At 62.7% G+C, this 20,975-nt stretch carries 17 protein-coding genes; 6 read left to right on the plus strand and 11 right to left on the minus strand.

The genetic code is table 11. The features are described from left to right. Window positions 1-189: 189 nt before the first annotated feature. The 11 genes from IRI77_RS33195 to IRI77_RS33245 all read right to left on the minus strand — a co-directional run bounded on the left by IRI77_RS33195 (window position 190) and on the right by IRI77_RS33245 (window position 13,459). Window positions 190-1,833, minus strand: coding sequence for a methyl-accepting chemotaxis protein (locus IRI77_RS33195; protein ID WP_194449225.1), 1,644 nt, complete (start codon window positions 1,831-1,833; stop codon window positions 190-192). A gap of 941 nt (window positions 1,834-2,774) precedes the next feature. Next, window positions 2,775-3,623 carry a hypothetical protein gene (locus tag IRI77_RS33200; RefSeq protein WP_194449226.1) on the minus strand — a complete coding sequence of 283 codons (849 nt, stop codon included), beginning with the start codon at window positions 3,621-3,623 and terminating at the stop codon, window positions 2,775-2,777. Beyond that, window positions 3,620-5,347 carry a hypothetical protein gene (locus tag IRI77_RS33205; RefSeq protein ID WP_194449227.1) on the minus strand — a complete coding sequence of 576 codons (1,728 nt, stop codon included), beginning with the start codon at window positions 5,345-5,347 and terminating at the stop codon, window positions 3,620-3,622. Before IRI77_RS33205 ends, IRI77_RS33200 begins: the two co-directional genes overlap by 4 nt. Further along, the gene (locus IRI77_RS33210; protein ID WP_194449228.1) at window positions 5,331-6,026 is read right to left on the minus strand and encodes a glycosyltransferase family 2 protein; all 696 of its coding nucleotides are present in this window, start codon (window positions 6,024-6,026) and stop codon (window positions 5,331-5,333) included. Before IRI77_RS33210 ends, IRI77_RS33205 begins: the two co-directional genes overlap by 17 nt. A 3-nt stretch (window positions 6,027-6,029) precedes the next feature. Then, the gene (locus IRI77_RS33215) at window positions 6,030-6,479 is read right to left on the minus strand and encodes a PqqD family protein (RefSeq protein WP_194449229.1); all 450 of its coding nucleotides are present in this window, start codon (window positions 6,477-6,479) and stop codon (window positions 6,030-6,032) included. A 27-nt stretch (window positions 6,480-6,506) separates the two neighbouring features. Beyond that, entirely contained in the window at window positions 6,507-7,505 is a 999-nt protein-coding gene (locus IRI77_RS33220; RefSeq protein ID WP_228486449.1) for a glycosyltransferase, read from the minus strand. A 200-nt stretch (window positions 7,506-7,705) separates the two neighbouring features. Beyond that, window positions 7,706-9,889, minus strand: a complete 2,184-nt coding sequence (locus tag IRI77_RS33225) for a glycosyltransferase family 2 protein (RefSeq protein WP_194449231.1) — start codon at window positions 9,887-9,889, stop codon at window positions 7,706-7,708. Next, window positions 9,882-11,117, minus strand: a complete 1,236-nt coding sequence (locus IRI77_RS33230) for an ABC transporter ATP-binding protein (protein ID WP_194449232.1) — start codon at window positions 11,115-11,117, stop codon at window positions 9,882-9,884. The genes IRI77_RS33225 and IRI77_RS33230 overlap by 8 nt, the downstream gene beginning before the upstream one ends. Then, window positions 11,114-11,941 (minus strand): ABC transporter permease, encoded by an 828-nt coding sequence (locus IRI77_RS33235; RefSeq protein WP_194449233.1) that lies wholly within the window; start codon window positions 11,939-11,941, stop codon window positions 11,114-11,116. The genes IRI77_RS33230 and IRI77_RS33235 overlap by 4 nt, the downstream gene beginning before the upstream one ends. Continuing rightward, the gene (locus IRI77_RS33240) at window positions 11,938-13,131 is read right to left on the minus strand and encodes a nucleotidyltransferase family protein (protein WP_194449234.1); all 1,194 of its coding nucleotides are present in this window, start codon (window positions 13,129-13,131) and stop codon (window positions 11,938-11,940) included. Before IRI77_RS33240 ends, IRI77_RS33235 begins: the two co-directional genes overlap by 4 nt. A gap of 172 nt (window positions 13,132-13,303) precedes the next feature. Beyond that, window positions 13,304-13,459, minus strand: coding sequence for a hypothetical protein (locus IRI77_RS33245; protein WP_194449235.1), 156 nt, complete (start codon window positions 13,457-13,459; stop codon window positions 13,304-13,306). Between the two features lie 141 nt (window positions 13,460-13,600). On the opposite strand from IRI77_RS33245, the gene IRI77_RS33250 reads away from it, so the two are divergent. The 6 genes from IRI77_RS33250 (at window position 13,601) to IRI77_RS33275 (ending at window position 20,755) form a co-directional block, all read left to right on the plus strand. After that, window positions 13,601-14,422: an enoyl-CoA hydratase/isomerase family protein gene (locus tag IRI77_RS33250; RefSeq protein ID WP_194449236.1), complete on the plus strand. Its 822-nt coding sequence runs from the start codon at window positions 13,601-13,603 to the stop codon at window positions 14,420-14,422. Between the two features lie 388 nt (window positions 14,423-14,810). Then, a complete protein-coding gene (locus IRI77_RS33255; protein ID WP_194449237.1) occupies window positions 14,811-15,716 on the plus strand; it encodes an alpha/beta fold hydrolase in 906 nt (301 codons plus the stop codon). A 141-nt stretch (window positions 15,717-15,857) separates the two neighbouring features. After that, complete coding sequence (locus IRI77_RS33260) at window positions 15,858-17,090, plus strand: carbohydrate porin (RefSeq protein ID WP_194449238.1); 1,233 nt, start codon at window positions 15,858-15,860, stop codon at window positions 17,088-17,090. Window positions 17,091-17,253: 163 nt separating this feature from the next. Beyond that, window positions 17,254-18,426 (plus strand): AAA family ATPase, encoded by a 1,173-nt coding sequence (locus IRI77_RS33265; protein ID WP_194449239.1) that lies wholly within the window; start codon window positions 17,254-17,256, stop codon window positions 18,424-18,426. Between the two features lie 451 nt (window positions 18,427-18,877). Then, window positions 18,878-19,582: a hypothetical protein gene (locus IRI77_RS33270; protein ID WP_194449240.1), complete on the plus strand. Its 705-nt coding sequence runs from the start codon at window positions 18,878-18,880 to the stop codon at window positions 19,580-19,582. A gap of 324 nt (window positions 19,583-19,906) precedes the next feature. After that, window positions 19,907-20,755 (plus strand): hypothetical protein, encoded by an 849-nt coding sequence (locus tag IRI77_RS33275; RefSeq protein ID WP_194449241.1) that lies wholly within the window; start codon window positions 19,907-19,909, stop codon window positions 20,753-20,755. Window positions 20,756-20,975: the final 220 nt, after the last annotated feature.

Consider the following 20,975-nt stretch of genomic DNA (forward strand, 5'->3'; position numbering starts at 1 on the left):
AGTCCGCTATCTCTTTCCATCGCGCCGCCGGCCACTCTGCCCAAACCACTAGAGCCAGTCCGCCCGGAAGGCCCGGCTCTGTGCCCTATCCCCCAAATAGTGCAAAACAGCCTGCAATCAGAAGGCAGCAGGCTGGGGACCTGGAAGAACCTCCTCCGCCAGGCCCTTCCCGGGCAGGCCCTTTAAACGCTATTTGAATCGATCTTCCCGCGAGAGCGCTTCGCTCAGATCGGACGCGCCAAGTGGCATTGGCATTCGCCTCTCGCCGGCAGGCCGGTCGACCGCCGCGTGCAACGGACCCAAGCTGGAATGCGATTCTCCGTGCTGGCGGGACGCCGAGCCTCGGATGCCCACTCGCTGCGTTTGATCGTATTGTCCATGCGCCGCTGCGCCGCCGCCCACCATGGCGGTCAACCGTTCCACAATGTCCTTCAGCGTGTCAGACTGCGCGTTCAATTCCTCGGCAGAAGAGGCGCTTTCCTCGGCGCTGGACGCCGTGGACTGCGTCACCTGATTCATCTGCGCGATGGCTTTGCCGATCTGCTCGATACCACGCGCCTGCTCCTGGCTGCCCAGGTTCACCTCGTCCACCAGCGCCTTCACCCTTACTGCTTCCTCGGTGATCGCCCGAATTGCCGAGGCCACCTGATCCACTCTCACCTTGCCGTGATTGGATCTGGCAATTGATTCCTCGATCAGCGCCGAGGTGTCCTTGGCTGCCTGGGCACAACGCTGCGCCAGATTGCGCACTTCGTCGGCTACCACTGCAAAACCCATGCCCGCCTCCCCGGCGCGAGCCGCCTCCACCGCGGCATTGAGAGCCAGGATATTTGTCTGGAAGGCGATCTCGTCAATCACCTTGATAATCTTTGCAATTTTGTCGCTTTGGGCGTTGATCTCACCCATAGCCGCTACCGATTGGTCCAGCGACTGGTTGGTCTGCGCGAACTTCTCCTGCGAGTGGGTTACCAGTTCGGCGGCGGAACGCGAGTTTTCACTGTTCTTACTTGCCATGGAGTGGATTTCTTCAGTGGAGGCGGAAGTCTCTTCAAGCGCCGCTGCCTGCTCGGACGCTCCATGCGCCAGCGACTGGCTGGAGCAGGCGACCTGCGACGCCGCACTGGCGACCTGCTCGGCGCCTTCACTCAGTTCGCTGACCGCCCGGCGTAGGGCGGAGTTGATCTGCCGGACCACCACTACAACAATGCCGCCCACCACCAGTGATAGGGCCGTCAGGATGATTGTGATCCATCGGTCCCGAGAGACCGAATCCTCCGTCTCGGCGGCAACTTTGGCCATCAATGCGGTCTGCTGGCGCTCAAGCTGCAGGCAGATCCTCCCGATATTGAGCAGCAGAGGCATGGCCTTCTCCTTCAGGATGTCCGCCGCCGCCTCCGTCCGGTCTGAACTCGCCTCACGATAGAGTTCCGTGTGCAATCCAGCGGCTTCCTCCACCGCGCTCTTGATCTCCCGGATCATCTGGCGCGCTTCCGCCGTCTCGATGAGCGGTATGAATTCAGCGATATCCTTGTTGGCCGCGGCCACACTTTCGGCATACTCCTGGTTGTACCGCGCCATGGTGGCCTTGTCCTTCATGAAGGCGCGCGCAAGGATGCCTCGCTCGGCGCCTACCATGTCAGATTGGATACTTTTGATATCGGTCGCCAGGTAGACCTTTCTAGCATTTACGTTAACCACCTTCTTCACACTGGCCTCCAGAACCCTGTTGCTCTGCAGCGCGAGGGCGCTCACTGCGAAACTCAGCACCAGCGCGGCCGCAAAGCTTAGGAACAACTTTCTGCCGACAGTCATCTGCGATACTCGCGATCTCATCTGAATTCGTACTCCCTGCTCGTTTGAAGATTCCCGTCACCACACTTGCGCTTTCAGCGCGTGGAGATCGTTGCCGGTCAACACACAGCAGATCTCCAGCAAGATTTCGACTTTATCCTTTACGCTGGCCAAGCCCGCCAAGAGTGGCGCGGCCCTTTCGGGCGCCGAAGTCCGGTGCGTTTGCGCTTCTTGCTGCGTCCAGAAGGAGCACGCCTGCTAGTGCTCACATCGCGGTCCGCAGTCGCACGGAACCCGGCTTACCCATTCCTTCATCCACGAGGATGCAGTTGCCCCGTTTACGCGAATTCCGGAACAAGCTGAACATGGGGATCATGTTGCTGGCGCAGGCCGATCACGTCGCTAATTGGCGGCGCGGATGTGCCACCGCCACGACCTGCTGCAATCCGGCAACCGCCATGCTGGTGCAGTCACCAAATCTGAAACTCTCACGTTCGAACCCAAAACCAGTCATCCTCCGTCTGAATAGTCGTTTCGGATCGAAGCCCCCTCTTCTCCCTTCAATGCAATCGTTACGGCGTTAGTGCTGCCTCGTGTCTCCGTCCGCACCGCCTCCCCGAGCTACGCTCGAAGCCGGCCAGGCGATGTCGAATGGTCCCGCCTATAGGGCGCTGATGCTCTTATCGGTGAAATTGAGGAAACCTTAGCGGGTCTGTAGGTCGATTCGGTAGCTCAGGGGCTTGCGGCTGCGGGCTGCCCGCCGCCATCCGTGCACGCATGGGTATCGAGGATGGGACTCAGGACGTTGATCCAGACAATCCCCTTCAGCACCGCCTGTCGGCGTTCCGCACGACACGGCCCCGGTCCTCCACGCAGCCTTACCCTCAACACCGTCATGAGTACTGCCCGCACCAGGAGTCCGCTGAACGTCGCACATCATTTTCAGCATCCTGCCGGTCGAACGTGTTCCGGCCAGTAGACCGTTAGTGCCGGCCAGCTACGCGAATACGCCGGTACATACGAAGGGGCCACGTCAGCACCCTCTCGCCGATCCCAAGCGGTATGCTGCGCACCAGGGCCGGGTTCCACTCATGCAGGCGAGTCTTGGCAAGATAATGCCAACGAAGCAGACGCGCGACCTCGTCCCAATCGATCGAGACCCGGCCGATCATGGCCGCGTCACAGCTCCAATGCAGCCCATCGGCATACTCGCAGCCCAGGACGCGCACCAGATCGTGCTCGGCGCTGGTCTCGCGAGCCTTCCACCCCGCCAGTTCCGGCAGCACAACGTCGCTATTCGGCAGCCCGCGCCAGTGTACCCGCACCCCGACCCCGGCACGATTGCGGAGCCGCACCGGAGGCGCAAATCGCAGTTCGAACCAACTGCCCGCTGGAGAACGCCCCTCCACCGTCCACCCGGCCTGCATCAGGGTTTCCACTGCCCGATTCACATCGGCCGGCACCACGTCGAGGTTCAGGCTTTCGATACTCCGCATGACGCCCGCCGGCCAATACCGGTCCGCCCAATCCACCGGACCCGCGGCCTGCGCGGGCACGTCCGCCCCTGCCAGCACCGACACGGCTTCGGCCAACACCTTCCGCCGCATCTGCGCCTGGCTCCACCCCCGCCGGCAGATGCCGGTCAGGATTGCGCGTTGTGGATCGCCTGCAAGCCATGGTTCCAGCCGTGCCGCCAACGCTGGCAACAGGCGAAAGCTCGCCGCATCCAGCCGGTCCATGTTTGCGATGGCCCGCCATGCCCGCCACGCCTCCAAGGCCGGCTCGTCCTCGAGCATTAACGCATCGAGCAGGAACAGGTGTGGCGCCTTCACGCCTGCCTCATTTGCTGCCGCCGGCGGTCGAGGCTCTCCTTTAGCCTGCGCAAGTCCTGTTGAGAGAGCAACGTCCGCGATTCACCGGCCGCCTGCGGAGCCCGCACCAGCACTGCCTCGAGCTCGACGCCGGTGAGTCCCTGCGCCGCGGCATTGGCCAGCCACTGCTGCACCTGTTTACCCTCCTGGGCAGGGTGTGGATCGAACAGGCCGCAGGTTCGGAATGCGCCCTTGCGCACCAGCCATCGCCGCCCGCCGTTCGAGGTCCGGACGGCGATCCAGGCGGCCTCGGGATGTTCGCCGGCGCCGCGTACCCAAGTTTCAAGCGCGCCTGCCACCAACCGATCTCCCGGCTCCAGAAACAACAGGCACTCAGCGAACGACTCGCGGATCGCGCGATTCCACGCGGCGCCCGTGGGCATGCGGTGATCGAAAGTGTGGACCTGCAAATGCACGCCGCCCACGCGCCGTTTCTCTTCCTCCGGCCGCGCGCCATGATCGATCGTAACCAGCGCCTCCACGCGGCCGTAGTGTTGCGCGTCCAGCGATGCCCGTAGCGGTTCCCACTCGCCCGCGTCCTCTTCGCGTAAGTGCACGATCACCGTCACGAACGGGCGATGGTCGTGCGCCTCCGCCGGCAGCACCGGGCCCGTCGCTGCCGCCGCCTCGCGAATGGCGTGCACGATCCCGGCCGGGTCCGTGCCCAGGTTCAGCATCGAATGCGGGACTTGCTGGGCCATGCGGGAAAGGAATCGCACGGTTTGCCCGTTCACGTGTGGCAGGTGGACCAGGGTGCCCGAGGACAACGCCCACTCCACATCACCCGCATCCACAAGACCCAGTGTGGTTTCGGGTTGCCCCGAAATCCGCGGCGTGAGCACAAGGCGCACCGGCAGGCTCTCCGGCATGTTGTCCGCAAACCCATCGCGCAGGAATAGAACTGCCTTTTCAAAACCCGGGGATTCCACGGCGCGGCATCGCGCCGCCAGTTCCGGATATCGCTCCAGGCTGCGCCTGTCCAACTTCGCCGTCGCGTACAAGCTGTAGGCGCGGGGGGCAGGATCGAACGCCAGCGCCACATAATCGTCGCCGATGAACTGCAGGCCGTGGGCCAGGCAGGCAAGCGATGTCGACGATTTGCCCGCTCCGCCCTGTCCTGGCATCAGCACGCCGCGGCCGCCGTCGCCCACCACGGCCCCATGCACCAGTTGGTGTCCGTTGTGCGCCAACCACCAATGCAGGATGCTGCGCAACGGGCACGAAAGCACCCACGCGGGCAGATGCCGGCTTGAGGGAACCCAATAGATGGCGCGCCGTGCTTCGAGGTCCATCAGGTTCACTGAGCCCTCGCCCCACTGATACGCCGAGCGGTAACGCGGGCTGTCGAAGCCCCAGATGTTGCCCCGCGTGGTGAAGTCTTCGTGCGGCCGGGGCGGCGCCACCGGCATCACGCCCGTGGTTTCAGAATCCCACACCAGAATTTCGCAACGCGGCCCGGCGGGCAACTCGGCCACCGGGAAGGCGAGTCCCGGTGCAATTGACTCCACCAGTCCTTCGCCCGCAAAGCGGATGCGCACGGCGGTGCCGGCCACGCGAAAGTCGCGCACCACCTCACCGCATCGCGCCGCGGCACGATGGAAGCCTTCTTCGAGCTGTTCAAAAAATAGAGCCTGATCCCGCTCCGGCGTCAGGGACGGGCGCACCAAGTCAGGATGCTGAGCCATCTTGTCGCCGCTCGGCCGCGCGCCGGCGGTCCAGTGCCGCCTTGATCACCTGCAGGTACTCGCGCCGTACGTCCTTGTTTTGCAACGTGAAGTTGTCCGGGTGCAGCCGCCGTTTGTGCAGGACTTCGTCGAGGGTAAGCGATTTAATCCCTGCCTCCTGCGCTCGCATGTACCAGTCGACGAATTCCGCCTTCAGGTCGGTGCGCAGCGGACCCACGCGATCAAACGCGCGCCGCCGCGCCATCATTCCGGAAATCAGCGGCGCCGGATGCGGCGTTTCATCGCAGATCAGCGTCGCGGCCACCTCTGGCGAGAGGTCCGGACTCCGGAACTGCACCAGATGGTTGAACACGATGTCCAGGTCCGGGTCCTCATCCAGCGCCGCGCTCTGCCTGGCCACCTTCTCGGGCATCCACAGGTCGTCCGCATCGAGGAAAACCAGCACGTCGCCCTTCGATTCCCTGATCCCGAGCATGCGCGCCCCGCCCGGCCCTTGATTGCGCTGCCAGCAATAGCGAACGGGCTCGCCGTAACTCTCGGCGACGCCCCGGGTGCCGTCGGTAGAGCCGTCGTCGATAATCAGGATCTCATCGGGAGGCAGGGTCTGCCCCAGCGCGCTATCGATTGCCTCGCTCAGATATCGTTCCGAGTTGTACGCCGTAATAATCGCACTGATCATCGTCTATGCGCCCTTGGCCTTGTCCACCGGAGGAGCCGGGTGGGGCCAGCCGGCGTCGGTGACGTCGTGCACGGGATCGAGCAACAGCATCTCGGCGACGTCGTCGAACTTGGCAAGGACAGGCGGTGCATAGGCGGGCGGCAGTGTGGTCTTGGGCGGTGTTGCCTTCGCCAGGGGCGTGGCCGCGGCCGCGGGCCGGATCAACTCCTCGGCCTGGAACTCCGCTAGGAGTCCGTCGAGGTCGGCGCTGATGCCCGAAGTCCCCGCATACTGCTGTGTAATACGGTCGCAGATCTCGGGCTGGGAGACTCCCTGGGTGAGCAGTTCCCAAAAGAACATCCCAACCGGATCCAGGCTATAGTAGCGCCCGCTCTGGAGATTCAGCAGGATGACTTCATCGCCGAAATTTTCAAATACAACATCCGGAGAGTTACACTCAAATACAAGATTCATTCAGGTTCAATCCCCACTGTTTACTTTCTATGATACGTGGAATGCGCCGATCGATGCTCGCATCGCGGCGCCCGCTTCTTCCCAAAGCTGTTGCGCGAACCTGGCGCCTTCTTCAACGAGTTCCGCCGCACGCGCCGGGTGGTCGAGCACCTGCCGCACGGCTGCCTCGAACTCCTCCGCGGTTTCCGCGCGCAGGTAGTGCCGGCCAGGAATCGCCCCCAGGCCCTCCGCACCCTTCAGGGAACTGACCACCGGCAGGCGCGCCGCGAACGCCTCGATGATCTTGAACCGCGTCCCACCGCCATGCTTGAGCGGCACAGCCAGCACCGAGGACTGCCGCAGATAGGGCAACATTTCAGGCACCACGCCGGGAACGCTCACGCGCGGATCCTTCGCTTCCGCCACAAGCGCTGGAGGCGGATTGGCGCCGGGCAGCAGAAGTCGTATGTCCGGATATTGCGGGCCCAGGCGCGGCAGCAACTCATGAATCAGAAAATGCGCGGCGTTGACGTTGGGATAGTAATGGTACAGCGCCGGGAACAGCAGCACGGGCCAGGAATTGGGCGCTATTTCTGCAGGCCGGGCGCACGCAACCTGATACTCGGCGGGGTTCACTGCGTTCGGCACGTGGTGCATCGGCGTGGTAATGCCGTACTCGCGGCGCATGATCTCGCCATCTTCCTGGCTGCAGAGCCAAATCTGCTCCGCCGCCCGCACCAGCGCCTCTTCCACGCGGCGGATCCGTTCTGACAGGATGCGGCGCTGAAGCCGTAGCGGTCCGGACGTTTCGATGGCTTCCACCTGCCTGGCGACGTCGATCTCGACATTGTGCGAGTTGAGAATCAGCGGAATGCCGGCATCCCGAATGGCGTCATAGTAGCGATGCAGCCAGATCGTCTCGAGAACGATTGCGTCCGGCTTGAAGCCCAGGACAAAGTGCCGGAACGCCTCCACCGCCCGCTCATCGTAGTACCCGTCCGAGGGAACTCCGTTCGGCCGCCGCATCCAATCGCTGGAAGTCTCCATGCGCGCTGGAGAGCCAATTCCGCACCACGCCGACTCAGCGATCCCGGGAGGCGGAGGGCCGCTGCCGGCGAGTGAAAACACTCCCGTCTCCGCAAACTTCTGCAGCCATTGGATCGTGCCCCAGATCCGCAGCGGCGCACCCCCGATTGGAGGGTATGCCGGCAATGTGCAACACACCACAATTCTCATGATGCCAATCTTTAGATCTTACCTAGGAAGGCCCGCATCTTGATAGTCACCTCGCCTGACTCGCTACACGCGGCCGCTTCCCGCAAATTCGCCAGCGCGCCCGCCGCGTCTCCCGCCACCCAACGTGCCTGGGCCGCGTCGATCGCGAGCAGTGCGTACATTTCCCGCGCCCGCCATCGAAGCTTTTCCCTCGACTCCGCCGGCAGGTAGCTTTGGGCGACCTCGATCGCCGCAAGGGTATCGGCGATCTGCGCCCCAGTGGCCGTGAGCCGGGCCGTCTCGGTAGCCTCGCTTTCCCGGAACCAGGCCAACGCCCGCGGTTCAAACCATACGCGAAAGTGAACGCTGATCCGCTGCCACATCTCCCAATCGAACGCCGAGCGCGCCTGCGCGCAATAACCGCCCACTTGCTCGTAGGCCGCGCGCCGGACCACCATGGAGGCGGCCTGGACCCGGCTGAGCGTGGCAATTCTATCCACCCATCCATCAATCACGCCCGCCGATTCGCGTTCCAGCGCCGAGAGCCGCGTCACCCGCCTCTGCCGGTCGACATGATGATGACGGCAGAATGCCGCACCTACTTCGTCGATAGCGCCGGCTTCGTCCAGCGCGTCATAGAACCCCGGCCCTACCCAATCGTCGTCATGCAGAATGTGGATCCATTCGCCCCGCGCACGGCGCAGGCATACGTTGAATATCTCCGGGTGTCCTGCGCGTTCCGGATGGGCGTAGAACTGCACGCGGCTGCCTCCGAGCGTACGCACCAGGGCCTCGATCTCCGCGTGCATCGGATCCGCGGGCCCATCGCTGATCACCTCAATCTGCATCTGCTCTGGCGCCCGCGCCTGATCCAGCACGCTCTGGAGCGCCTGGCCGAGGGTGTCGAGCCTCCGGTATACGGTCAGCATCACTGACCACAGCGGACGGGGCATTCCATCGCCAACCGGCTCGATGCGCGGAAACACTGGTGCTTCCGGCAGCGGCGGCCGGGAGTCGCGCTGCATCACACCGAGAGTCACTAGCTGCTCGCTATTTTCGAACCGGACGGACTGGCTCTCGTCATAGAACTTCAAATCGCCATCGCGTCCCAGGCCGCGGACGTACTCCCGATTCTGCTCGATCCAATGGAAATCCTGCTGTTGGTTCGCCACTGCCGCCGCGTAATCGGGGAGCGTGGAGAAGAACTTGAAGTGCAGCAGGCATCCTGTCTCCCCCGCGAGGCGGTCCGCCGGAGCGTTGGTCCAGTGCTGTCCCCCGGCCAGGATCGTGCTCGCCCGGTACTTCACCAGGGGAACCTTGCTCAGGATGTATCCGCCCGCCTCACCGAACAGCCTCTGCCTCATGCCTCCGTACAGGAACGGCATATTCGCGAAGGGGCCGGCACTTTCCACGCGCGAATGGAAATGCTGGCGGTCGAAATAAGGGCACACGTCCTCGAACCGCTGTCCCGCCTGGTACACGGTCTCTCGCAGGCTCCGGCTGGAGTACATGTCGAGCAGCACTGCGCGCATGCCCACCGCCCCGCGGTGATCGAGCCCGCGGCACAGCTCTGCGATGCCCCGCGTCTCACAGTCCGGGTAGCAGAACAGTTCATCGGCATCCACGATGAGGCACCAATGCCCCGCGGCGTAGTGGCGCAGAACCGGCTCGAACCAGGCCGCGCCGGAATTCGATTCTCGAAACGGCAGCGCGGAACGCCACAGGCAGACGTCCTCCTGCGCATTCAGGTACGCCCCGCTGCCATCAGTCGAATCGTTGTCGATGGCGAAGAATTGTCGAATTCCCAGCCGCCGGTAGTAATCGAGGAAATACGGCAGGCGGGCACGCTCGTTGCGCAGCACGGAGCACACGACCGGTTCGCCGGGCGCCAGCGACGGAATACGCGAGCCCACGCGCTCCAGTCGGTAGTGCCGGAACACTGCCTCGATTCCTTCCAGCAACAGCAGCACATCGACAAACCGTTTGTGGAGCTGCGATTCATGAGGGTGGTGGTCCAGGGCGTCCCGAAAAACCGTCAGCGCTTCCTCAAACCGGCAGTTGTCCTGCAGCAGGTGCCCCAACCGCATGGCCGCGTCGGCGTGTGCTGGATCGAGCGCCAGCACCTGGCGATAGCCCGCGATCGCACGCGCGATGGTCCCCTTGCCATGCCAGGCCCGCGCCAGGAGATATTGCCTGTGAGCCTCGGCCTTATTCACGCGTCACCGTCCAGTCGAGCTTGGGCCGTGCTCCTCCTTCGATGAAGCCCGTGTAGCGCCCCCGAGCGCCATCCCGCGTTTCGACGGCGTGGAATGCCACGGCATCCGGCTCGCGAAAATGCACACGCGATGGCTGCAACGATTCCATGGCCACTGTCACGCGCATTAACCCGCTGCCCAGCAAATGCGGTGGAATCCACGCCACTTCGCGATATCGGCCGGCCGGCCGGGCCCGGCCATGCCATTCGTTGCCCGCATCGGTGGCCCAGAGAAAGGCGCCGCGCTCGTTGTGCAGAACCAGCGAAGGCAGCAGCCCCGGAGCCTCCCGCAACACTTCGTACTCGATCTCGATACCGCAACCTTCCCCGATATCCACCGACGTGTACGTGGCTCCATCGCGGCCGCAAACCCGCACGCCGCCCAGTCGCACGATGCTGTCGCCGGGAGCTAATTCGGTCTCATCGTAACGCCGTTGGCCCTGCTTTGCGCTGCCCATGTCCAGGTATCTCGTTGCCACCTCGGCTGCGCTCCCCACCGCCACTACGCGTCCCTGCTCCAGGCAGACCACACGCTGGCACAGCCGCAGTACCGTTTGCAGGTTGTGGGACACCAGCAGCACCGTCTGCCCGCCGCGTCCGGCGCGCTCCAGGCGCTCTTCGGTCCGCTTCTGAAAATCGGCATCGCCCACTGCCAGCACTTCGTCAATCAGCAGGATCTCCGGGTCGACGTGCGCGGCCACGGAAAACGCCAGCCGCATGTACATGCCGCTCGAATAATGTTTGACCGGTTCATCCAGATGCCGCTCGACGCCCGCAAAGGCCACGATCTCATCGAAGCACCGCGCGATCCCGGCCTGCGTCATTCCGAGGATCGCGCCGTTCAGGAAGATGTTCTCGCGTCCGGTCAACTCCGAATGGAATCCCGCGCCCACCTCGAGCAGGCTGCCCACGCGCCCTCGCATCTCCACGCGGCCGCTGGTGGGTCGCAGGATCCGCGACAGGATCTTGAGCAATGTCGACTTCCCCGCGCCATTGCGGCCGATCACTCCCGTCACCTCGCCGAACTTAGCCTCGAAGCTCACGTTGTCCAGCGCACGAAACCGGCCCGCTCCAGTTCGTACGGGCGGCTTCTCCAGCCCTATGAGGCCTTTAAACGTGCCATACCCTCCCGCCTGCCCCAGCATGAACTCCTTGCTGACGCCTTGAACGGAAATGGCGGGCCCACTCATACGCGCTCCGCCAAATCCGCATCGAGCCGTTGGAACACCCAGACGGCGGCAGCCATCAGCAGCGCGATCGCCGCGGCCGATTGCGCCAGCAGGCCCCAATCCGGCACGGTTCCGAACAAACACACGCGAAACGCTTCCAGAATTCCTGCCACCGGATTCCAACCAGCCCACCGGCGGATCGCCGGAGGCATCCAGGCGACGGGGTATAGCACCGGGCTCGCATACATCCACAACTGAACCAGAAACGGAACGGCATTTTTCAGGTCTCGCAGCAGGGTGGTCAGGGTCGCGGCCATCACCGCCGCGGCCATTGCCACCGCGACGGCGACCGCACCCACCGCCGGCACCAACAGCCAGCTCCACACCGGCCCATAGCCGTACCACAAAGTCACCGGAAGCACCGCGGCCACCGCCACCAGCCCATCCAAGGTCAGCGCCGCCACGATCGCCAGTGGCAGCACCGCTCGCGGAAAGTAGATCTTATTGATCATGTCGAAATTGTTGAGGAACGTCGGACTGGCGCTCGTCACTGAGTTGCCCACAAAGGTCCACACGGCGAGTCCGCTGAATACAAAAAGCGGATATGGCGGGCCGCCGGTGTCCAAACGCAGGCGCGAGAAGACCGCCCCAAAAATCAGCATCGGCAGCAGGGGCTGGAGGATGGCCCACCCCGCGCCCAAAAAGGTGTGCCGGTAGCGAAGACGCAGGTCGCGAATCGCCAGCCGGTAGAGCAGGGGGCGCGCGTGCCAGTGCTCCAAAAGCTGTGTCCGGAGGGATACGCCTGCCGGAGTGATGATCGTGATTACTGAAGATTCCGGTTTCAATCGGTCCCGTATTTGACCCGTGCTAGCGCCCGGGCGAGTTTCATCGTCCGCAGGTTCGGGATGGAGCGCGCCAACATTGCTATCCGAGCCGTCCAGTTCATCTCGTGTTCCAGCTTCTGTTCGATCACCTTCATGTTGCGGCGATAGCTTGACCAGCTTGTCCCCAGACCGCGGGCGATCTGCCGAAGCGGGCGCGAATGCACCAGGTAAAACACATCCTTGGGTAGCGCGCCATGCCGCATCTGGTAGTGAAACAGCTCCACCAGGCGGGCCGCCGATGCTCGCGACACCGGGCTCACCAGCCCCTCCAAATACCGGCATGCTCTGCTTGCCGGCGTCCCTTCGTCGTAGGAACTCAGAACGCCCAGCACCGCCAAAGCGGGCACTTCGACACCCGCTTCGACAATGCGAGTCATTGCGCTGTGCAGTTCACCGTCCCTCTCGAGGACCTCGCAGCGCAACTTGGTGTCCATCAGGTCCCGGCAGATCATATCCGCGGCAAAATTCTCCCGGACCACATGCCGAATCGTCAAAAGCAGCGCATCGACCGGATCCGGTACTATAATCCACTGGTCGTGCAGCCGTTCCTTCCGGGAGCGCGACAGCAACTCCTCGGCCTTCACTCCGCAGCCATGCAGTTCCCAGTGCAAGTCGATCTCACTGCCATCGGTGTACAGCGTGATCGCCTGATTCCCTGCAAAACCAGGAGAGTTTTCGACAAACTGCGTGTACTCCGCCAGCGTCCCGCCATCTTCACGATGGAACCCGTTGGCTTCGAGGCATGCGACGGCCTGCGGCACGTCCTGGGGCATGACCAGCAAATCGGCGTCGTGAATCGTCCGGCTAGGCGCGTCGCGATACAGCACGGCCATGGAAGCCAGGCCCTTGAACACCAGCGCGCGGACACCAGCCGCTTCCAGTGCCGCGATTCCGGACACGGCTTTGGTGGCTCGGCGAGCGGTATCGCCCCGGGCTCGCAGCAGTTCTCTCCGGAGATGGAGTGTCTCAAGCGGCGCCATGCTGACCCCGGATACACCTTCGGCAAACTGCGGGAGCACTTTCCACTGGATGGCCCGGTTAGTACCGTCGAGGCATCCATTGCCGTCGGCGATCGCCTGGGCCGCCCGCCGCGCGCGCCCTGTGGCTCCGAGTACTAATTCGGCGAGTAACGGGGCTAACCCGTCTGGCATTCCTGCATCACCTTCCCTGTCCGCGGGCATAGACTGGAACAATCCTGGCTAGTTCTCCATAGAGTCCGAGCGACGAGGCCGGGTGGAACGTGATCAGACAGCGAGGAACGTTTGAAGACTTGGTTCCTCAGTCCGAACCAGAATAGCCGATTCGGCGCCCGAACCCTTCATCTTAAGTATGCTTCATCCCAAGCCGCGCACAAAACCGCGCAACTGAGGCCAGAACCTCATCAACCGTCTTCGTCCATACAAACGGGTTGGGCGCCTGGTCGGTGATGGCCACGTAAGACTTGATCGCCGCCTCGAGTTCGCGCGCCAGCGCCGGCATTAGTCCTCATTCGGTGTCGATCCCCCCACTTTCGACGCGGTGCTTGGCGGCGGGGGCCCTGTTTTCAGTGAGTACCTTTTGGAACGTCACGTGCCCTTTCCTGCTCTGTCCGACAGACACGATCCCAATCAGGAGCCCTGCATGAAGCCGATCCAGATCACAGAACATTCCGCCGCCTACTGGCGAGTCACGTTGAATATTGCGCCACTCAACATATTTGGGCCGGCGAACCTCCCCCAGCTCGAACATGTGGTGTCTCTGCTGGAAACCGATGATCGCGTCAAGGTGGTGGTGTTTGACAGTGCCATCGACGGCTTCTTCCTGACTCACTACGACTTCCTGGCGCCAATGGAGGAGTCCGCCAACCTTCCTCCCGGTCCGACGGGGCTGCAACCGCTGCCGGATATGCTCGTTCGTTTGAGCCGGGCGCCTGTGGTTTCCATTGCGTTGATTCGCGGGCGTGCTACAGGAGTAGGTAGCGAACTCGCGCTGGCGTGCGATATGCGCTTTGCCAGTCGCGAGAAGGCCGTATTGTCGCAATGGGAGGTAGGCGCGGGGCTGGTTCCCGGCGGTGGCCCCATGGCTCGGCTGCCTCGGCTGATCGGACGAGGCAGAGCACTGGAAGTCTTGCTGACAGCGAACGATATCGGCGGAGAACTGGCCGAACTCTACGGCTACGTCAACCGCTCCCTCCCCGATCATGAGCTGGATGGGTTTGTCGATACGCTGGCGCGCAGGGTTGCTTCGTTTGACAAACAAACCATGGCAGAGACGAAACGCCTCGTGAATCAGGCAAGCCTGCCTCCGGATTCGGAAATCGCGCCGGAATGGAGCTCATTCATCGATTCCCTGGGGCGGGCGGCTGCTCGTGAGCGGATCGGCCAGCTGATGGATCGGGGCTTTCATCATCCGGGTGATGTGGAGACCCGGCTGGGGCACTACCTCGGCCAATTGACTGTTTGAAGCGCGAAGGGAAGGGCCCGTTTGGCACCGGCCCTTCCCTCGGCCATCGTTCGGACTTCATCCGCATTGCGACGCCAATCCCGATCATCCGAATCTGCTTCGCGAGGCTGTCCTCCATCGATCTCTTTCGCGTTGACTGTCCGAAGTCGTTCATCGCACGCGGAGCAGGTTCAGGTTCAAGCAGAAGCGCCCGAGCTTCGACGCCATCAGAATTTCGCTGTGCGCTGAGACCTTCGATGGTACGCGGTACGGGCGAGCGAAGGGTGCAGTTCCCCAACCAGATGCAACAAATTTGCGCAGTCTACGGCATTCCGTGTTGCCTACTCGCTCCGCCTATGGAATGGAAACCAAATCGTGAGGTGCGGCTGTGCTGAAGAGAAGAACTTTTATGACGACGCTCATGGCTGCGGCCGCTGGATCAACAGCTCTCGGCGACACACGTCTGCCTTACCGCACCGCATACCGCAGCATTGATATCGATCGCCTTTCGATCTTTTACCGGGAGGCCGGGCCTAGGGATGCGCCCGTCCTCCTGTTGCTGCACGGCTTGCCCTCCTCTTCAAGGATGTTTGAGCCGCTCCTCAGCCGGCTGTCTGACCGGTATCATCTGATCGCACCGGACTACCCCGGGTTTGGCCATAGTTCCTGGCCAAACCCAAGGGACTTTGCCTACACGTTCGATCGCTACGCCGAGATCATGACTCGTTTCACTGAGGCGCTGTCCCTTCAGCGCTACACCCTTTACGTGCAGGATTATGGTGGACCGGTGGGGTTTCGGATGGCTTTGTCCCATCAGGATCGCATCGAGGCCATCATTGTTCAGAATGCTGTCGCCCACAACCCGGGCTTGGGCGCAAATTGGGAAACCCGGCGGGCCTTCTGGGCGGACCGCGCGGCGAATGAAAGTGCGCTTCGCGCGAATCTTCTGTCCCTGGCCGCAACACGGACCCGCCATGTCGGTAGCGATCCCAATCCTGAGCGCTACGATCTCGATCTCTGGAACGACGAGTTCAATTTCCTGAACCAGCCCGGCCAGGCCGCCATCCAAAGCGATTTGTTCTACGACTATCGCACCAATGTCGAGGCGTATCCGAAGTGGCAGGCATGGCTGCGCAGGAACCAGCCGCGTCTTCTGGTGCTATGGGGCAAGTACGACATGTCCTTTGATCGATCCGAGCCTGAGGCGTACCGCCGTGATGTGCCAAACGCGGAAGTGCACGTCCTCAATGCCGGTCATTTCGCACTGGATACGGCTTCCGATGAGATTGCGGCTTTGATCCGCGCTTTCCAGTAGTGATCCGCGCTCCTGGCGTGATCGCCCCGGCGTGCGCACCGTTGGCCGCAATCGTGATGCCGGCCAGGAGGCTCTCTTGTATGGAAACTCCAACGCGAGGTTTCTATGAGGCATAGTCCCGCGAACATGGCGAGGGCATCGATGCTCGCGCTCCTGTCTGGCTGCTGCCATGTTCCGGCGGCTGCCCAGGAACTGGTCGAGGTCAGAGGTGAGTCCGGCACGAATAGCCCCTACATGTTGCGAGACTGGGGCGGCGAGCGGACCAGGCTGGCGAACCAGGGCGTCGCGTTCAGCCTCCTGTACGTGGACGATACGCTCTCGAATACGCGCCGCGATGTCGCCAACTGGAGCCGGGTCCGTGGAACCCTGGACATTGATCTCGGGAAAGCCGGAGTAGTGCGCGGACTCAAGTTTCACATCACCGCGATGTGGCAGGCCGGAAGCAACCTGGGAGCCCACCTCGGCGCGATTGCAAACCCCAGCAGCCTGGCCAGTATCAACCTGTTTCGGCTCGACTCCTGGTGGTTCGAAAAGGAACTCTCACGGCAGAAGTTGTTCATCCGCGCCGGCCAGTTCTCCGGACTCGATTCCTACGGCGTTCAACCCTATGGCGACTCCTTCATCAACGAACCGCTCGGCTACGCCATGGGAAATCTCATCCCGGCAACCTATGAACCCTTCTCTCCCGCCGGTACGCCGGCCTTTGAAGTTCGTTACGTCCCGGCCAAACGCGTTTACGTAAAAAGTGCCATCTTTTCGGGCAACCGGGATCCCCTTCATGACGACGAAACCGGTACGCACTTCAAGTTTAAGGACGCGCCCGTCATCGCAGCGGAGGTGGGCTATTTGGTCAAGCCGGGCTTGCTGCCTGCTGGCGATGGGTATGCAGGCCTGTACACCTTTGGCGCCACAATCAATACCGGCCCGTTTGCGAATATCGGCAGCGGCCGGCAGGCTCGGACGAACTATCTCCTGTACTTCACGGTAAACCAGCAGGTCTATTCCTCTCGTGCACACGCCAACAGGCGCATGGACGCGACCGCCACCTTCGATTGGACACCGGAGGACGTCTCCAAGACCTTCTCGCAACTGGCCGTCGGTCTGCGCTATCACGGTTTGCTTCGCCATCGGGATCACGACACAGTCTCGGTGGGATTCGTCCATAGCCGCATCAGTGGAGTCTTGAACCGCTCGCTGTCCCGGGCTGGACTCTCCCCATTCGGGGCCGAGAAGCTGCTGGAGCTGAACTACGCCCTTCGGCTCAATCGGTGGCTCACCTTCCAGCCCGTCTTTCAGTACTATTTCGACACGGGAGCGGATCCGCAACGCCGCAACAATGCAGTGGCTGGCTTTCGCACAATGTTTGTCCTTTAGCCGTATGCGCCAGGGGTTCCGCTGGCAGTCTGCGGTGGACGCGCGGTGAGGGCTCGCGAGTCCAGGGTGCGACACTGCCACGGGCCGCCATCCCTTTATCTCGAATCCCATGGATACTTTGCCTGGAATGGCCCGGCCCGCAGCCAGGATATGCTGAAATCTCATGATCCGCATTCTTGCTGTCCAGGGCTATCGATCCTTGCGCGATCTGTTGCTTCCGCTTGGGCAGTTGAGCGTGATCACCGGAGCGAACGGAAGCGGTAAGTCCAGCGTCTATCGCTCGCTGCGGTTGCTGGCCGATGCCGCCCTGAATTCGGTGGTGGCTTCTCTCGCCCGCGAGGGCGGCTTGCCGTCGACCTTCTGGGCCGGTCCGGAGACAATCCCTCGCGGTGTTCGCCAGGGGCTCTATGGAGTCGAACCCGTCGCCAGGCGGAAGGCTGCGAGTCTCAAGCTCGGCTTTGGCGGCGATACCTACGGCTACAGCATCGATCTGGGCTACCCTCCTCCGCCACCGCCCGAGACCATGTTTGCGCTCGATCCGCGCGTGAAGCGCGAGTGCATCTGGCATGGGCCGGTCTACCGGAAAGCTTCGGCGCTGGTCGATCGCAGAAACAACTTCGTCTGGCTCGCCACAACGCGTGATGAAGAACCGGTGATCCTGACGCAGCACCTCTCTGACACCGACAGCATGCTCGCCAGTGTCGCTGACCCGCAGCGAGCGCCCGAGATGCTGGCCATTCGCGAAGCCGTTCGCGGATGGCGATTCTACGACCATTTCCGCACCGATTCCGATTCGCCTGCCCGCACCGCACAGATTGGCACCTTCGCGCCCGTGCTTCACGATGACGGCAGCAATCTCGCGGCGGCCCTGCAGACGATTCGCGAGATCCGGTCGGACGAAGCGCTCACTTCGACCATCGAGGACGCCTTCCCCGGCAGCCGGCTGGAAGTGGAAGCGCAGCATGGGCGCTTCGAGCTTCAGTTGCTGCAGAAGGGCCTGCTTCGGACGCTGTCCGCGGCGGAGTTGTCCGATGGCACACTGCGTTATCTCCTCTGGGCCGCAGCCCTGCTCACTCCGCGTCCGCCGGAACTTATGGTGCTGAACGAACCGGAGACCAGCCTGCATCCGGACCTCCTGCCGGCGCTGGCCCGTCTGATCCTGGCCGCGGCCAGGAGCACGCAAATCATCGTGGTCTCTCACGCACCGCTACTCATTGATGAACTCATGACCGCCCCGTTGTGCACCCGCCTCCATCTGGTGAAAGACTTCGGAGAAACGAATCTGGAGGGCGCGACCGCATTCAGCAAGCCCAAATGGAATTGGCCTCTCAGGTAAGGTCTGCCCTGCCGGCTGCATCGGGCACGGGTTCGCAGATCACGTCAAGTAACTCGCAAACCGCCCAAGCCCCTGGCCTCTCAGTCGGTTGCTCAAGGGAGGTAGGCGCTGCGTGTGGATTCCAACCGGCTGCACCCGTGGTGTGGAGTGGACTGCCCGCCGCCGCGCATCGCCGCGGATGGGAGGGCTCATCGAGTTTGCCGGCATCGCTCCGGCCAGCTTCCAGGTTCCGCGACTCTCGACTCGGGGATGACCACGCCGTGATAACGCCCCTTTCGGAGAAGCCGCACCATGCTGTAATGAGTGCGTGATGAGATCCGCCTGGGTGATCCTTGTGCTTGAACTGTCAGCTTGGTGTGCGCCCAAACTTCAGCCGGCATTCCCTTCCGAAGTCCGCCCACCAGAGGAGTCGCTCCTGCTTCCCCTGCTGAGAGCCGTTTGCGGCGACGGCGTGCGGACCGTGACCGCGGAAGGCCAGAAGGCGTTGGGCTGCGGCGCCGGGTCGATGGACGAGATATTGGCGTCACGAATGGGGCAGCGGCGTCACCCGTGGATGCCGTACGTCCTTTGGGAAGCGGATGGCGTGATCTTCGGTCACTTCTTATCCCCGGCGAGCGAGGATGCCGCTGTCAATTGCTTTGCCTGCGAAAGCCACCCGGCGCTTTACGGTGGCACGCTGCTGCTCACCAGGAAGTCGGGTCAGTGGGTGCCTGTCTGGTACAAGGCCAGTGTGATCACTCGTCATTGCCGGCGAGTCGCGCTCGCGACCGGACGGCAGATTCTGGTGTGTGAAGAAACTGACGGAGGGATGGGCCATAGTCTCCACGGTCTCTATACCGTCAACTTCACGAATCCCAAATTCGCTTGGCATAGCGTTGTTTTGAGGGCCGACACTTATGGCGACGCGATGCTTGGAGGTGTGCAGCGGCAGTCCATTGATCGAGTCGCCTTCGATGACGCCGGTCCTGGTGAGATTCGTGTGCGAGTTTACGCACGGCACGGACGCATCCATTTGGGCTCCGAGCAGGAGGCTGAACGCCTGCCAGTGCCGAAGGTCTCCAGCTTCGAGATTGACTTCCGCCTGGTCGGGGACACGTTCACCGTCACGCCCGAAACCGCCTCAGCTGCGCGCCTGTTCGGAGTCCGGAAACGGTAATCAACATCCCGGGAATCTACCTTCCCGTTGAGCCCGATGCTCAACGTGCAGGCGAGCACGGGGTGCATCCGCCTGCACGAACATGCCGCGACGATCCCCCACCGCGTCCCACCAGCGCAAGATGCGATCGCAGAAACCCGGCCCCGGGCAACCGTTCCGCGGTGATGTGCTCCAGAGCGGGACGGCGCTGCTCCAGTTCAGCCAGTCATTCCTTGCAGGATATTGCACATATGTACGCGGATGGCCCCCATAAAGCTCCGCACAATCACGTTCGATATTCTCCGCATGTACTGGTTTTTAGGCATACTCGGCATCTTCCTCTTCTTGGCGCTCCGGCGCAGGTTCTCCGCGCGGGCCCGCATCTGTAAGCACGTCTTCGCGGCGCAGCAGGCGCTCACACGGCGGGACTTCCAGGCGTTCGACCAGAACCTGCAGCGGTCCCGGCAAATGGCGGAAAAGCTCTGGAATGAGGGCCTGCGTCTCGAGTTTCGTGGCGATCTGGCACTGCTGGGCGTGCAAGGTGCCTATTGGTGCGGTGATATCGCCGCCGCTGAACAGGAGGCCCGCCGCGCCATCGAGGTCCTCACCTCGGTGGATCCAGCCGACCGCAAGGGAAAACTCTGCATGGTCCACGTTTTCCTCGGCGACATCTTTCTGGACCGCGAGAAGCTCGCCGAAGCGGCAGAGGCGTTCCGTGCTGCGGCGAATCTGGCGGAGCGGAGCACGGCCCCATTCGCGGCCATCTTTCCACTGCAGAAATTGGCGGATGCGCTGCTGGAAGCGGAAAAGCGAGATGAGGCCGTGTCAGTGATCGACCATTGTGTCGAGATCGAGAACGAATTCTACGCGAGTGGTAAGGCTGGGGAGAACCTCTCCCGTGGGATCTCCATGACCGCTCCCGACCAGAGCTTGGTGCGATCCGATTTCGCCACAGCCGAAAGACTCTTTGACGAAAAGGTTCGTTACTTTGCCGGCTCTGCTGCCAACTCGACCGGCATCGACGTGTTGCGCTATCAACTACATCTGGCCGAGGCACAATACCACCAAGGCAACATCGAGAAAGCGCAGGCAACCCTTACCTCGGCCTGTGCCGCCGTGGAAGAGCAGTTTGGATCGCGGCACCCGCGAGTCGAGCGCGTTCGCCGCAAGCTCGAGTCTCTGCGGCAACACTGACCAGTCGGGCATCCTGCCATTCACCGCAGGCATCGAGGCATTGCGGATGCCCTGCATGGGTGCTCAACCGTCCACAAGGTTCTCGCCATAGCGCTAGCCGCGCGTCCCCCCTGCACCTCTCGCCAGGAAACGCGCCGGCCGCCCCCCGAGACGCCCAGTCGCACCGGGCCGGTTTCTCCTTCAATCTCCGCATTAAGGATTCTTCAGTCACCACGGCTCA

Origin of the sequence: Paludibaculum fermentans (assembly GCF_015277775.1) — a bacterium.
Classification (GTDB): domain Bacteria; phylum Acidobacteriota; class Terriglobia; order Bryobacterales; family Bryobacteraceae; genus Paludibaculum; species Paludibaculum fermentans.

What these genes read in the sequence shown, in the direction of transcription:
- IRI77_RS33195 (WP_194449225.1), bottom strand. Translation starts at nt 1,833, where the DNA reads ATGAGATCGCGAGTATCGCAGATGACTGTCGGCAGAAAGTTGTTCCTA.
- IRI77_RS33205 (WP_194449227.1), bottom strand. Translation starts at nt 5,347, where the DNA reads ATGGCTCAGCATCCTGACTTGGTGCGCCCGTCCCTGACGCCGGAGCGG.
- IRI77_RS33210 (WP_194449228.1), bottom strand. Translation starts at nt 6,026, where the DNA reads ATGATCAGTGCGATTATTACGGCGTACAACTCGGAACGATATCTGAGC.
- IRI77_RS33215 (WP_194449229.1), bottom strand. Translation starts at nt 6,479, where the DNA reads ATGAATCTTGTATTTGAGTGTAACTCTCCGGATGTTGTATTTGAAAAT.
- IRI77_RS33220 (WP_228486449.1), bottom strand. Translation starts at nt 7,505, where the DNA reads ATGGAGACTTCCAGCGATTGGATGCGGCGGCCGAACGGAGTTCCCTCG.
- IRI77_RS33230 (WP_194449232.1), bottom strand. Translation starts at nt 11,117, where the DNA reads ATGAGTGGGCCCGCCATTTCCGTTCAAGGCGTCAGCAAGGAGTTCATG.
- IRI77_RS33240 (WP_194449234.1), bottom strand. Translation starts at nt 13,131, where the DNA reads ATGCCAGACGGGTTAGCCCCGTTACTCGCCGAATTAGTACTCGGAGCC.
- IRI77_RS33245 (WP_194449235.1), bottom strand. Translation starts at nt 13,459, where the DNA reads ATGCCGGCGCTGGCGCGCGAACTCGAGGCGGCGATCAAGTCTTACGTG.
- IRI77_RS33250 (WP_194449236.1), top strand. Translation starts at nt 13,601, where the DNA reads ATGAAGCCGATCCAGATCACAGAACATTCCGCCGCCTACTGGCGAGTC.
- IRI77_RS33255 (WP_194449237.1), top strand. Translation starts at nt 14,811, where the DNA reads ATGACGACGCTCATGGCTGCGGCCGCTGGATCAACAGCTCTCGGCGAC.
- IRI77_RS33260 (WP_194449238.1), top strand. Translation starts at nt 15,858, where the DNA reads ATGCTCGCGCTCCTGTCTGGCTGCTGCCATGTTCCGGCGGCTGCCCAG.
- IRI77_RS33265 (WP_194449239.1), top strand. Translation starts at nt 17,254, where the DNA reads ATGATCCGCATTCTTGCTGTCCAGGGCTATCGATCCTTGCGCGATCTG.